We start from the raw sequence: 13,446 nt of genomic DNA on the forward strand, positions 1-13,446 counted from the left end.
TCGGAACAGATGTCGAAGACGCCTTGTGAACGTCTTGTTGCGGATACACCCGTGCCCTGTACTGGTGATATCGTACACTCTCAGCCATCAAGTCGAACATGAGATTTTATTGGCAGCCGACAGGGGTGTCGGCTGCCTGAAGCGGTCGAATTCGTATGAATCGACAAAAATCAAACAACGTACACCGGCGGATGGGCATCTACAAACAACTGAATGACGTCCCCTCTCGATCACGACTAGAGCGGTTTTCATCGACGTTTGAGACACGAGATGTGTGGGATGAATTCGTCAACTCACGGAACCCCAATTTCGATTCGAACGCGTACCGTGCAACATTGCGGAAAGCAGGCTCCGCATTCACGTCGTACATAGAGTCGCGGGGTCGGCATCACGCGTGTGCAAGACCGGTCGACGTGGAGGCGTGGCTTGCAGAGTTAACGGAGACGCGGACGCTCAACACAGTCTACTCTGAATACTGGATTCGTGTTGAAGAGTTCTTCACATGGCTTCAGCGGCATCCAGGATACCCACACGTGTATCATCCCGTGTGGATGGCGGCGGCGAGCTATCCCACGGCACAAGCGCTGTGGGCGAAGAAGACAGGAGAACAATGATGTTGGGAGGTGCACCGCAATGACCGACGACTATGACTCGGCGGGCAATGCACTTCGCGATGAAATTGGCGCCGCGTTCGGACGAGAACGTGATCCCCTGTCGGTGTACGAGTCGACCTTCGAAGCGCTGGCGGTGGATCCATTTGAGGTCTTCCTGAAATGTGGCCTCGAGCCAGACGACCCTGCCCCTAGAACCACACAAGCATACCAGCAACTCATCGACGAGTGGACTCGCCATATGTCCAGTGTAGGACGGCACCCGGCGTGTCCGAGCGAGGACCATATCCTCCGGTACGTGGAGAACTGTCTCTCAACGCGAGAGCTGAAGCCCGTGACAATTCGGACACGGCTTCACCGACTCAATCGAGTGTATCGCTACTGGCAGGCCGATTCAGTGTTCCCGCATGATCCTGGCTACAATCCGTTCGAGTACGTGTTCGCGACAACGGATTTGTCACAACCCCCCTCGAAAGACCCGCCGAGAATTTCGCCAACGCGCCTCGGTGAAATCGTCCGCACGATCACCGATGTCCGCGACCGTCTCATTGTCGTCTTACAACTCAAACTGGGTCTGCGGGCCGGTGAGGTGAGTAATCTCCGACTGGCGAACCTCGCAGTTGACCACGAGGAACTGAACACAGCATACCCTGGACTTGGAACAACCCCCATCGTCGAGGACCTCTCCCAGGCGGTTTACATCCCGTCGAGATACGAGGAACCGGGGAATAAGTCACACCGAGCGCGACTCCTCCCACTAGATGACGAGGTGTACCAATCACTCGTGCAGCACTTATTGGTACGACCAGATACGGGGAGTCAGTGGGTGTTCCAGAGTCACACGACAGCTTCGCAAATCACCCCTGAAGCGATCAACCGCGTGTGGACGAGCGTGTTCAGGCCAGAGTATGACGAGACCGATGTTCATCGAGCGGTGACGAGTCATTACGGGCGGCATCGGTTTAGCACATACTGGCAAGTCGAGTGTGAGATCCCACGTGAGTTGGTTCAGTATATGCGTGGAGATCGAATTGAGAGTGCTGACCCGAATCGAGAGACGATTGACAGCTATATCCATACATACTATGAGGATATCGAGACTGTATATCTAGAAAATATGTACTCGCTGGGTCTTTCTACCGAATTCTCGTTGTGATGCGGTTGAACTCTGGATTGAAATCCAACAACCGCCAGCGGCCGAGACGCACGACTGTTCTCCCAACGTACTCGACGCCCCGTGCGCTCAGCGACGGACGTACTCGCCGACCGAGCCGAGGACCCCGCCGGTGGCGGCCGCGGGTTCGATTTCGACGTCGAGGACGACCTCCGCGACCGCGGCGACGCCCGCCGCGAGTTCGGCGTCGTCGCGGCACGCCGGCGCGTCGGCGATGCCGTCCGCCTCGGTTTCGGGGACGACGACGTCCGCGTCGCGGAGTTCCCCGAACGTGGAGACGACGGCGTCGACGTCGGTGTCGATGTCGGCGGCCCGCGCGCTGAGTCGACCGACGGCGTCGGCACCGCGGTCCGTGGCGGGCGCGACGAGCGCGACCCGGTCGCAGGCCGCGGCGGCGGCGACCGTCTGGTTCGACGCGAGGAGCGGCGCGTCGACGAGGACGTGGTCGAAGCCGTCTGCGGCCTCGGCGATACGACCTTCGAACGCCCGCGCGGCGTCGGGCGTCATCGCCCGCGCGAGCCGCTCGAAGGGGGCCGCGGCCGGGCAGACGGCGACGCGTCCCTCGGCGTCGGTCTCGAACGCGACCAGCCCCGACTCCAGCGGCACGTCGGCGGCGTCGGTGACAAGCGCCGTCGCGTCGGGGTCGAGCGTCCCCGAAACGTAGTCTGAGAGGCCCTGCGTGGCGAACGCCGCGTCGAGGACGGCCACGTCGCGGCCGTCGGTCGCGAGCGCTGCGGCGAGTTCGAGCGACAGTCGGGTCGTGCCCGCGCCGCCGGTGGCCCCGACGAGCGCGATGGTGGTGGGAATGGACATACCGCGAGTGGTCGGGTGCTCAGATTAATAGCTTCGGTCGCCCGCCGCCGGCGTCGCCGGACGCGCGACTACGCCGTCCACTCGCCGTCACCCGATTCCGGGTCCGCTCCCGGCGCGGCGTCCGCGCAGGCCCGGTAGAAACAGACCTTGTACGTTCGGCCGACGAGCGTCGTGACCGTCGAACCGACGGCCACGACGGCGATATCGACCGTCGACATCGGCGCTTGGAACGCCGTCACCGCGCCGGCGACGGTGGTCGCCCCGTCGAGGGTGACGAACCAGAGCACCGGCAGGTCGACGACCGAGGTCACTGCGGTCGCGACGACCGCGTAGCCGACGACGGCCCGGAGGTTGCTGAGGACGAAGTCGACGCTTCTGCTGAGCGACCCGCCGGCGGTCTGCCCGTCGAGGACGACGGCGGTGTCGAAGAAGGTGAAGACGTAGACGACGGCCATCAGGACCACGAGCGCCACCCCGGACGCGGCGAGTTCGGCGGGCGTGAGGCTCGCGGAGCCGTTCAGCACCGCGTTGAGTCGGTCGAACCCGACGTAGCCGAGGACGCTGCCGCCGACGACCATCGCGACGACGAACACGACCAATCCGGCGAGGAGCGTCGCGCCGAGCAGGCTGACGTAGTAGCGCTGTGCCGCGGTGGACGCGCGCAGGTCGGTGTCGGAGCCGGGGCGCGCGCCGTCGGCGACGGTGTAGAACGCGCCGGTGAGCGCCGGCACGGCGAGGAGTTGGAGGAGCGAGCCGACGGCCCCGGCCGGACCGGAGGCGTTGTTCAACGCGCCGATGAGGCCGAACGCGAGGGCGAACGCGACGAGCACCGGCGTCTCGGTGACGATTCGGAGGGCCGTTCGAAACGATTGGAGGACTGCCACGACAGTCGGCACTCGCGGCGCCCGTATATGTTTTTACATCGACACGTTCGGCGGGAGATGTAGCGCCGGCTGGAGCGACAGCGTGCCCTCAGCCCGAGATGGCCGCCTCGATGTCGGCCAGTTCCTCGTCGGAGAGGTCGGGGCGCTCGCCCGCGACGGCGTGGATGGGACTGCCGCCGTCGCCCTCGAACCGCGGGACGATGTGGACGTGGACGTGGTCGACCTCCTGGCCGGCGGCGGGGCCGTTGTTGATGCCGACGTTCGTCGCGTCGGCGTCGACCGCCGCCTCGACGCGCGGCACGAGGTCGTTCACGGCGGCGAACAGGTCGGCCGCGGCGTCGGCCGGAACCTCGTCGAGGCGGGCGTGGTGCTCTTTCGGGACGACGAGCGTGTGGCCGGGCGCGAGCGGGTTGGCGTCGAGGAACGCAAGCGAGTGGTCGGTCTCGTGGACGATTCGGCCCGGGATGTCGCCGTCGACGATGGCGCAGAAGATGCAGTCGGACATACGTGGCACGTCGATTGGCGAGGAAAAGAAAGTTCGGACCGGTCCGTGCGTGCCGTCTCGTCTGTCTCGCTGTCGGCACAGGTGGAGCGTGTCCACCGAACCTCCCCGGCCGATTGTGGAGGGTCTCGTCTGTGAGAGACGCAACTGCGCCAATTGCACGCAATCGCAACTGCAATCGACCCTCGATTGCGCAACCTCCCGCTGTTCCCTCGGCGAACTAGTTGATATTGCGCGCAATCCATCTCAGATTGCGCAATACATCTACTGAATTGCGCAATGATCGGTGGGTTACCGCTCGGGAAGCAACGCCTCCAAGTCGGCCAGATACTCGTCTAACTCGTAGCCGAGACGCGACAGCCACACGTCGCGGTACGAGGGGTGTAAAAGCGGGACCACGGTGTAGCCGAACCGCTCGCTCTCGACGGGGTCGAGGACGGTATCGAGGAAGCCGTCCAGCGAGGCGTCGTCGAGCGCGAGGACGCTTTCGGTCGCGTGGCGGCCGGTCGGGACCACCACGTCGGGGTCGACGGCTTCGAGTTCGGAAACGAGGTGGTCGCGGCAGTTCGCCTTCTCGGCGGCCGTGGGCGCGCGGTTCGACCCCTCGCCGTCCGAGGGGAAGCACTTGACGGCGTTCGTGTAGAAGACGCCCGATTCGTAGCCGACGGCGGCCATCGTCTCGCGGATGCGGCGGCCGGAGTGCCGGGCCGTGTAGGACATCCCGGTCCAGTTGCCGCCCCGCCAGCGGTCGGCGTCGGGGTTGCCCGCGCCCGGCGCTTCCCCGACGACCATCACGGTCGCGTCGTCGGGGCCGACGCCCCACGAGATGCGGTTGCGGCAGTCGACGAGCGCCGGACAGCGCGCGCAGTCGGGTTCGAGGACGAGCGTCTCGTCGGCGTCGGGGAACCGCGGGTCGGCGTCGACCATCTACTCCGTCAGCGGGAGCACGATGCCGAAGATAATCGGCGAGAACAGCACCAGCGCGATGCCGAGCCACTCGGCGTCGAAAAACAGCGTTCGCTCCCAGCCGGGGATGGCACCGCCGCTCACCGCGAGGGCGACTTTCGCGCCGATAGCGCCGAACAGGAACAGCGCGAGCCCCAGTCCGAGGCCGGTCTTGGTCATCCGCGGGTAGTCGATGTCTCCGTAGCGTCCCATACTATCCCGAGATGCGGGGACTGGCAAAACCGTTTCGAGAGAGTGTGTGATACGTTATCGTTCGATTTCGCCGGCGAGAACGGGCGCGACGGACACCTCGCTCACGTCGCGTTCGATGGTGTCGGTACCGACGACGCGCTCGATACCGGCGCGCGCGAGTTTCGTGCGGGCGTTGCGGGCGAGAAGCGGGTGGACGGTCGCACAGAAGACGCGCTTCGCGCCGCCGTCGGCGAGGACGGACACGGCCTCGCTCATGGTCGACCCGGTGGCGATGATGTCGTCGGTGATGACCACGTCGCGGCCCGCGAAGTCGGCGTCGCTCGGCGTGATGTCCACGTCGGTCCCGGAGTGGCGCACCTTCTCGAAGTAGTCGGTCTCGCCCTCGCCGTAGGCGTCGCGGACGGTCTCCGCGATGTCGATGGCTCCCGAGTCGGGCGACAGAAACAGCGGGGCGTCGAGTTCGGGGAGCGGCTCCGCGAGTCGCCCGGCGGCGTCGACGATGTCGACGGGCACGTCGAAGAAGTCGGCGACGGCGTCCTCGTGGGGGTTGACGAGCACGACGCGGTCGGTCGTCGTGCTGACGGCGCGGGCGACCGCGCGGGCCGAAATCGGGTGGCCGGCCTCGAACGCCTTGTCCTGTCGGGCGTAGCCCATGTACGGGATGACCGTCGTGACCGCCGATGCGCCGGCCTCGCGGACGGCGTCTTGCAGTTGGAGCAGTTCGACGTAGGCGTCGTTGCTGGCGGTGCTGGCGACGATGGTGGCGGCGTCGGCGTCGAAACCGGGGACCGTGGCCAGCGTCTCGCCGTCGGGGAAGCGGTCGTACTCGACGGCCGCGAGCGACTCGCCGAGTTCGTCGGCGAGCGCGGCCGCGAGTGCCTGCGAGGATGCGCCGGGTACGAGCATACCCGTTCGTCTCTCGTGGGGGGTAAAACCGCTTTTCGTTGCGTTCAGCCGCGTCGCGTGTCAGCGAACCGCGACGCCGACCGTCTCTAACCCGAGCACCTGCGTCCGCCAGTCGCCCCCGGTCAGCCGAACGCAGAAGCTCCCCGCGTCGGTGACGGCGTAGGCGGCCCGCGCGTCGTGGGCGAGCGCGACGACCGACTCGTCCAGCGGAATCGGCGCGGCCTCCCACGCGCCCGACTCCTCGTCGCGCGCGACGACGCCGTCCGGGCCGACCGCGTGGGCGCGGCCGTCCGGCATCGACGCGACCGCCGAAAACGCCCCGTCGAGCGCGTCCATCCAGCCGTTGCCGAGCGCGTACAGTCCCGAGTCGGTCGCGGCGAGCGGGGTTCCCGAGTCGCCGCCGAGGCGGCCCGCGGGGTCGGACACGTCGGTCACGTCGTTCAAGCCGACGTGCGAGAGGCCGCCGTCACCGATTCGGTAGACGCCGTCGTCGGCCGCGACGAGGCTCCCGTCGAGGGCGCGGACCGCCCCGACCGCGCCGAGGTCGGTCCACCCGGACTCGTCGAAGCGGGCGACCCGACCCGAGTCGTCGGCGGCGACGACGCGATTGCGGTGGAAGCCGACGGCCGCCGCGGGGCCGAAGTCGAGTTCGTGGTAGTCGTCGCCCTGCACGAGCAGCACGTCCTCGTCGGTGGCGACGACGACTTCCCCGGGCGACCCGGCGGCGTCCAGCGCGGTACACCGGCGGTCGATGCGGAACCCCCCGACGAGGTCGTCGGAGACGTCGACGGTCACGACCCCGACGCCGGCGGCGACGTACGCCGTCTGCTTGCCGGACTTGTCCGCGTACACCCGCTTTTCGTCGATAGAGAGGTCGAAATCAGCCATCCGTTGGCCCGAGGTTCGCGGCGGGGTTCGGAAAGGATTGTGGTCGTTCCCGCGGCGCGGCGACGGGCCGAACGGGCGCGCGAGTGAGCCGTGTGCTTACAGAAACTCCCGCACGTCGGAGTACCACATGTCGTGGTGGTCGAGTTCGTCGAGGGCCTCGGCCACGTCGACCGCGAGGACGTGCCAACAGCGCTCGCCCTCGTCGGGGTCGAGGTTGTACTGGGAGTCCTTGCAGGTACAGCCCCGGTCTTCGACCACGTACTCGTCGTCGTAGCCGACGACCACGTCGAAGTCGCGGTAGCGCTTCACCCGCCGCTCGGAGACGGCCTCGATGGCCGTGACGCCCCGGTCGCCGTGGGCGTCGACGATGGCCTGCACGATTTGCGGCGAGAGTCGCCCGGTCTCCGCGAGCGCCGCTCGCCAGTCGTCGGCCGAATCCACGCTCCCGAGTTCGTCGGTGGCGGTGAAAACGCATTCGATGCCGCGGGGTGGACCGACCGCCGCAATCGCGTCGCAATCGCGTCGTACAACCGCACCGCACAATCGCATCGCAACCGGTTTCCGCCCGCGCGGGCGACTGCGGGTATGCACGTGAGCGAGGGAGGCGTCGAAATCGAGGTTCCCGACGCCCGCGACGGGGCGTCAGCGGGGACCGGCGACGATGTCTTCTACAACCCCACACAGGAGTTGAACCGGGACATCACCGCGGCCGTCCTCCGCGCCTTCCGCGAGCGCGAACCCCGCGCCGAGAGCTACCTCGACGCGATGGCCGCCTCGGGCATCCGGGGCGTCCGCGCCGCCGCCGAGGGCTACGACGTGACCTGCGCCGACCTCGACGCCGACGCCGTCGAACTCGCCCAGTCGAACCTCGACCGCGCCGGCAACGGCGGCGAGGCGGTCCACCGCAACGCCAACGCCCTCATGTACGACGAGGTCTTCGACGTGGTCGACCTCGACCCCTTCGGCACGCCGATGCCCTTCGCGGACCCCGCCTTCGCCAACACCCGCGACCTCGTCTGCGTCACCGCCACCGACACCGCCCCGCTGTGCGGCGCACACCAGAAAAGCGGCATCCGGAAGTACGGCTGTCTCCCGCAGAACACCGACTACCACCCCGAGATGGGGCTTCGGACGCTCCTCGGCGCGATGGTCCGCACCGCCGCCCGCTACGACAAGGCCGCCGTCCCGATTCTCTCGCACGCGACGCGCCACTACGCGCGGGCGTATCTCGAACTCGACGAGCGGGCGACGAAGGCCGACGAACTCCTCGAATCGACCGGCTTCGTCTACCACTGCGAGGACTGCCTCCACCGCGAGACCGAGCGCTCGCTCATCGCCCACCCGCCCGAGGCGTGCGCCAACTGCGACTCGACCCGGATTCTCGAAGCCGGCCCCATCTGGCTCGGTCCCGTCTCCGAACCGGCGTTCGCCGGGGCCGTCCGCGACGAGGTGACAGAGGACTTCGGCACCGCGAAACGCGCCCGAAAGCTCCTCGACACGCTCGCGGTCGAACTCGATACGCCGACCCACTTCGACCAGCACCGCCTCTGTAAGCTCTGGGGCCGGTCGGCCTCGAAGATGGAGACGTTCCTCGAAACCCTCCGCGACGCCGGCTACGACGCCACCCCCGCCCACTACCACGGCACCGCGTTCAAGACCGACGCGACGGTCGCTGAGATACGCGAGGCGACCGCCGCGCTCGACCCCGAGGCGTGACGAGGGCGACGGCGAACCGCGTCGTAACCGGTACACACCGCCGCTTCGGCGGGTAGCTTCTTTGCCTCCCGTGTCGTTTCGGTGATACGTGAGCGCCAACATCCGAACCGCCGTTCCCGTCGCGCGGGCGGTCGTCGACACGATTCGGGAGAAGGAAATCTCGTTTCTCGCGGCCAGCATCTCGTACTACGCGCTCGTCTCGCTGATTCCGCTTCTCGTCCTCGGCGTCGTCGTCGCCACCGCCGTCGGCGGCGCGGAACTGCAGGCGCAACTCCAGACGCTCGTCGAGCAGTACCTCGTTCCGACGGGCCAGGGCCTCGTCGAGGAGGCGCTTTCCGACCGAACCGGGCAGGGAAGCGTCGGGGCGGTGAGCCTCGGGCTGACGGTGTGGGGCGCGCTGAAGCTCTTTCGCGGCCTCGACATCGCCTTCTCGCGCATCTACGGCTCCGAGGCGGGTGGCCTCCTCGACCAGCTCCGCGACGGCGCTATCGCCCTCGCCAGCATCGGCGTCGGCACCATCGGCGTCGCGGTGCTGACCGCGCTGCTCGGCCTGCTTGACGTGCCGTTTCTCCAACTGCTCTCGCCGCTTTTGCTGTTGCTCACGCTCTGTGCGGCGTTCTTCCCGCTGTACTACGTCTTCCCCGACGCCGACCTCTCGCCGCGACAGGTCGTGCCGGGGACCGTCTTCGCGGCCGTCGGCTGGACCCTCCTCGGGGTCGGCTTCGGCATCTACGCGTCGGTGGCCGGCGCGTCGGTCGCGGGCGCGCTCGGGACGCTCCTGTTGCTCGTGACGTGGTTCTACTTCTCGGGGCTCATCCTGCTTTCCGGCGCGGTCGTCAACGCGGTCCTCGCGGGGGTCGGCGGCGACGCGTCGCCCGCAGAACCGCGTGACCCGCCGGGGGGACCGCCCGGAGTGGACCGGCAGGTACAACATACGGGAGGCCGACATGACGCTCGTACGGATATGAGCGACGACCGAGGTGACACCGATGGGCCGCGGACGGAGGACGCCGACGACGCGGAGACCGGCGCGTCCGTCTCCCCGCGCGGCGCTCCCGACATCGAGGAGCTGGAATCGCAGGTCGAGGAACTTCGGGCCGACCTCGACGCATTCGAGGACGACGTGACCGACCGGACGGTCGAAAAGCCCAAGCTCGAAGCCGAGTTGAAGCGCTACGTCCGCCGCCGGATGCGCCGCGGCAAGGCCCGCGGGTGGGGTCCCTACCTCGTGCTCGGCTACGGCGTCGTCCTCACGCTCGGCGCGTTTCACTACCTCCAGTCGGACCTCATCGCGGTCGTCGCCATGCTCATCATCTTCCTATCGACGCTCGGACTCTACGTCCTGTTCGTCATCTTCGGCATCGGCCTGAGCGCCCTCGGCGTCCCCGGGCGCGCCATCGACGCGGTCCGCAAACGCCGCGGCTGAGATGTTCCGGTCCGCGCTCTCGCTTCAGACCCGCGGGTTCGGGGAGTTGGTGCTCGCGGACGCCCCGGACGCGCTCGTCTTCCTGTTCGGTCTCGTCACCCAACTCGGAGACCAGTGGTTCTTCTTCGTCGCGTTCACCTCGCTGTACTGGCTCTGTCGGCCCCGAATCACGGCGCGCCCGCGGCGAACCGCGGCCTCCTTCGTCGGCCTCGCGCTCGGGTCGCTGGCGCTCGTCACCGCGCTGAAAGTCGGCTTCGCCCTGCCGCGACCGCCGACCGCGGCCGTCGCCGCCGCGCCCGCGTGGCCGTCGCCGCTTTCGGACCTGTTCGTCTCGTTCACGACGGACGACGGCTTCGGGTTCCCGAGCGGCCACGCCCTCGGGACGACCGTCGTCTACGGGGCCGCGGTCTCGCTTCTCGACGTGTGGGACCGTCGCCGCCGGCTCGTCGCCGCGGCGGTCGTCGTCGGCATCGTCTCGCTCTCGCGGGTCTTCCTCGGCGTCCACTACGGTGTCGACATCGTCGTCGGCGTCCTCCTTGGCCTCGGCTTCCTGAAGGCGGTGTCCGTGGTCGCCGCCGCGGACGACCCCGACGCGACCGGCCATCTCGACCCGGCGCGCCTGTTCGCCATCGCGGCCGGCCTCAGCGTCCTCGCGCTCGCGGTGGTGTTCGCCACGGGTCTCTCCGGGCACACCGAAAACGCCGCGGCGGCGCTCGGCGGGTCGCTCGGCGGTCTCCTCGGCTGGACGCGACTCGCCGGCCACGAGTCGCTCCCGACGCTGTCGCCGCCGGTCGCGCTCGTCGCGTTCCTCGGCGCGGGCGGCCTCTGGGTCGGCGTCGACGTTGCCGACGCCTCGGTTCCGGTGACGGTGCTCGTCACCGCGGCGGTGGTCGCGTTCATCCTCGTCGCGCCGCGGATACAGGGCCGACTCGGGCTCGGAAACGGAGCGACCCGGCGCGCCGACTGAGAGCCTGTTTCGGTGTGTTGCTCAGGTTCTAGGTAGTGTTGTCTCTGGTTTCTCGCCGACTGCGATACCGGTGGCTGTCGCTCTCCGGCGAGCGGGAGCGAAAGAAAAATCGGTGTTGGGCGTGCGCGACGCTTAGAACGTCTCGAGGTACCGGTCGAGCTCCCACTGGGAGACGTCGACGAGGTAGTCCTTGAACTCGGAGCGCTTGGCTTCGACGAACTTCTCGAAGACGTGGTCGCCCAGGGCCTCCTGGATGACTTCGTCCTCTTCGAGGGCGTCGACGGCGCCGCCGAGGTCCTTCGGGAGCGTCTCGATGCCGTACTCTTCGCGCTTTGCCTCGTCGAACTCGTAGATGTTCTCGCGGACCGGGTCGGGGCAGTCGAGGCCCTTCTCGACGCCGTCGAGACCGGCGTGGATGAGCGCGGCGAACGCGAGGTACGGGTTACAGGACGGGTCGGGGAAGCGGGCCTCGATGCGCGAGGCGGCCGGCGTGCGGGCGGCCGGCTTGCGGATGAGCGCCGAGCGGTTGCGGTCGGACCACGCGATGTAGACCGGCGCTTCGTAGCCGGGGACGAGGCGCTTGTAGGAGTTGACCGTCGGGTCAGCGACCGCCGTGATGGCGGGCGCGTGGTCGAGGATGCCCGCGACGAAGCTCTTGGCCGTGTCGCTCAGATCGAACTCGTCGTCGCCGTCGTGGAACGCGTTCTCGCCGTCCTTGAACAGCGAGATGTGCGTGTGCATGCCGGAGCCGTTGATGCGCGGGATTGGCTTGGGCATGAACGTCGCGTGGAGGTCGTGTTCGGCCGCGATGGCGCGGACGACGGACCGGAACGTGGCGACGTTGTCGGCCGTCGAGAGGGCGTCGTCGTACGTGAAGTTAATCTCGTGTTGACCCTCGGCGACCTCGTGGTGCGAAGCTTCGATGTCGAAGCCCATGCTTTCGAGGCCGTAGATGATGTCGCGGCGCACGTCGGACGCGAGGTCCTTCGGGGCGAGGTCGAAGTAGCCGCCGGCGTCGTTCGTGACGGTCGTCGCGCGGCCGTCTTCGTCTTCTTCGAACAGGAAGAACTCCGGTTCGGGAGCGACGTTCACGTCATAGCCGAGTTCCTCGGCGCGCTCGATAGCGCGCTTGAGGACGCCACGCGGGTCACCGCTGAAGGGCTCGCCGGTGGACGTGTTGAACACGTCACAGATGAGACGACCGGCGGCGCTGTTTTCCTTCTTCCGCCACGGAAGGACGGCGAACGTCGACGGGTCGGGTTCGAGGCGCATGTCGGACTCCTGGATGCGCACGAAGCCGTCGATGGAGGAACCGTCGAAGTAGATACCCTCGGTGAACGCCTTCTCGGCCTGCGAAGCCGGGATGGAGACGTTCTTCACCGTTCCGAGAATGTCGGTGAACTGGAGTCGGAGGAAGTCGACGTTCTTCTCTTCGATTTCGTCGATGACTGCCTGTGCCTCGTCGCTCAGGCCGCCGTCGGTGAGTGCGTTGTCTTCCGTCATTTTCCTGAACACGCGATTCGAACACCCGCACTATAAAGACATTTCCGCTTAATGCAATTCCCCGCACCTCGCCACAGAATTGGATATTCGTAAAATTCTAATGCCCCCGGACGGTCTTTGGATGTAATGACGTACGAAAACCTCGACGCGAAGCTCATCAATGCGCTCCTCGGCGACGGTCGAGCGAGTCTGCGAAGCCTCGCTGAAGAGCTCGACGTGTCGGTGACGACCGTCTCGAACCACCTGCGAGACCTCGAAGACGAAGGCGTCATCGAGGGCTACACCCCCCGCGTCAACTACGACGCGCTCGGCTACGACGTGACCGCGGTCATCCAACTCAAAGTCGAGGGCTCCGCGCTCCCCGAGATTACAGAGCGCCTCCGCGCCGAAAAGCAGATGATTTCGGTGTACGAGGTCACCGGCGACTACGACATCATCGCCATCGGCAAGTTCCGCGACACCGACGGCATGAACACGCAGATCAAGAAACTGCTCACCGACGCGGACATCCGCGAGTCCAACACTTCGGTCGTGCTCAACGCCGTCACCGAAAACGAGCAGTTCGACCTCGACCTCGAAGAGTAACGCCGTCAGACGATTCGCGTTTTTACGTCGCGCATCTCCGCCTTGCAGTAGGGACACCGATATCGCGTGTCGAAGCCGTCGGGCGTCGTCTTCGTCGTCGTCTCTATCTCGTGGACCGCCACGTCGCGTCCACACTCCCGGCACTGAACCGCTGGCATCGGTTCGTGTTCGTCGACTGGGCGGAATAAATCTACTGGCGTGTGTGTATAGTTGTCATCGAATTGTCTATATCCGGACGGGACCCGCCTCGACTGGAGACCCGCGAGGGTCGCTCGATGCGGCCGGCGTTCCGCCCGAGTTTCGCCCGCGGCTC

15 protein-coding genes are annotated in these 13,446 nt (G+C 66.9%); 5 read left to right on the forward strand and 10 right to left on the reverse strand.

Annotated elements, in window-relative coordinates:
• Positions 1–633: 633 nt before the first annotated feature.
• Positions 634–1,767 (forward strand): tyrosine-type recombinase/integrase, encoded by a 1,134-nt coding sequence (locus ACSR87_RS08800; protein ID WP_006600775.1) that lies wholly within the window; start codon positions 634–636, stop codon positions 1,765–1,767.
• A gap of 87 nt (positions 1,768–1,854) precedes the next feature.
• Here ACSR87_RS08800 and ACSR87_RS08805 read toward each other — a convergent pair whose 3' ends face one another.
• From ACSR87_RS08805 to ACSR87_RS08840, 8 genes are all read right to left on the reverse strand, one after another.
• The gene (locus ACSR87_RS08805; protein WP_498530217.1) at positions 1,855–2,598 is read right to left on the reverse strand and encodes a ParA family protein; all 744 of its coding nucleotides are present in this window, start codon (positions 2,596–2,598) and stop codon (positions 1,855–1,857) included.
• Positions 2,599–2,666: 68 nt separating this feature from the next.
• Complete coding sequence (locus tag ACSR87_RS08810; protein WP_004065504.1) at positions 2,667–3,482, reverse strand: DUF7847 domain-containing protein; 816 nt, start codon at positions 3,480–3,482, stop codon at positions 2,667–2,669.
• 88 nt (positions 3,483–3,570) lie between these two features.
• Positions 3,571–3,987, reverse strand: coding sequence for an HIT family protein (locus tag ACSR87_RS08815; RefSeq protein WP_008610406.1), 417 nt, complete (start codon positions 3,985–3,987; stop codon positions 3,571–3,573).
• Positions 3,988–4,275: 288 nt separating this feature from the next.
• A complete protein-coding gene (locus ACSR87_RS08820; RefSeq protein ID WP_006600772.1) occupies positions 4,276–4,911 on the reverse strand; it encodes a uracil-DNA glycosylase in 636 nt (211 codons plus the stop codon).
• Positions 4,912–5,142 carry a DUF7860 family protein gene (locus ACSR87_RS08825; RefSeq protein ID WP_004045346.1) on the reverse strand — a complete coding sequence of 77 codons (231 nt, stop codon included), beginning with the start codon at positions 5,140–5,142 and terminating at the stop codon, positions 4,912–4,914.
• Positions 5,143–5,196: 54 nt separating this feature from the next.
• The gene (locus tag ACSR87_RS08830; RefSeq protein WP_498530218.1) at positions 5,197–6,048 is read right to left on the reverse strand and encodes a ribose-phosphate diphosphokinase; all 852 of its coding nucleotides are present in this window, start codon (positions 6,046–6,048) and stop codon (positions 5,197–5,199) included.
• A gap of 60 nt (positions 6,049–6,108) precedes the next feature.
• On the reverse strand, positions 6,109–6,936 hold the full coding sequence (locus ACSR87_RS08835) for an HVO_0234 family beta-propeller protein (protein ID WP_004045348.1): 828 nt from the start codon (positions 6,934–6,936) through the stop codon (positions 6,109–6,111).
• A gap of 96 nt (positions 6,937–7,032) precedes the next feature.
• The gene (locus tag ACSR87_RS08840) at positions 7,033–7,377 is read right to left on the reverse strand and encodes an SWIM zinc finger family protein (protein WP_004065483.1); all 345 of its coding nucleotides are present in this window, start codon (positions 7,375–7,377) and stop codon (positions 7,033–7,035) included.
• Between the two features lie 144 nt (positions 7,378–7,521).
• Here ACSR87_RS08840 and ACSR87_RS08845 point away from each other — a divergent pair, with 144 nt between their 5' ends.
• From ACSR87_RS08845 to ACSR87_RS08855, 3 genes are all read left to right on the forward strand, one after another.
• Entirely contained in the window at positions 7,522–8,652 is a 1,131-nt protein-coding gene (locus tag ACSR87_RS08845) for a tRNA (guanine(26)-N(2))-dimethyltransferase (protein WP_498530219.1), read from the forward strand.
• An 88-nt stretch (positions 8,653–8,740) separates the two neighbouring features.
• A complete protein-coding gene (locus ACSR87_RS08850; RefSeq protein ID WP_115891750.1) occupies positions 8,741–10,078 on the forward strand; it encodes a YihY/virulence factor BrkB family protein in 1,338 nt (445 codons plus the stop codon).
• A gap of 1 nt (position 10,079) precedes the next feature.
• On the forward strand, positions 10,080–11,045 hold the full coding sequence (locus tag ACSR87_RS08855) for a phosphatase PAP2 family protein (protein ID WP_004065476.1): 966 nt from the start codon (positions 10,080–10,082) through the stop codon (positions 11,043–11,045).
• A gap of 132 nt (positions 11,046–11,177) precedes the next feature.
• Here ACSR87_RS08855 and glnA read toward each other — a convergent pair whose 3' ends face one another.
• Positions 11,178–12,548, reverse strand: coding sequence for a type I glutamate--ammonia ligase (glnA, locus tag ACSR87_RS08860; protein ID WP_004045354.1), 1,371 nt, complete (start codon positions 12,546–12,548; stop codon positions 11,178–11,180).
• A 126-nt stretch (positions 12,549–12,674) separates the two neighbouring features.
• Here glnA and lrp point away from each other — a divergent pair, with 126 nt between their 5' ends.
• Positions 12,675–13,133 carry an HTH-type transcriptional regulator Lrp gene (gene lrp, locus ACSR87_RS08865; RefSeq protein ID WP_004045355.1) on the forward strand — a complete coding sequence of 153 codons (459 nt, stop codon included), beginning with the start codon at positions 12,675–12,677 and terminating at the stop codon, positions 13,131–13,133.
• Positions 13,134–13,138: 5 nt separating this feature from the next.
• On the opposite strand, the gene ACSR87_RS08870 is transcribed toward lrp, so the two are convergent.
• A complete protein-coding gene (locus ACSR87_RS08870) occupies positions 13,139–13,291 on the reverse strand; it encodes a hypothetical protein (protein ID WP_008576870.1) in 153 nt (50 codons plus the stop codon).
• Positions 13,292–13,446 lie beyond the last annotated feature (155 nt).

This window comes from Haloferax sp. SDI50, assembly GCF_059802635.1.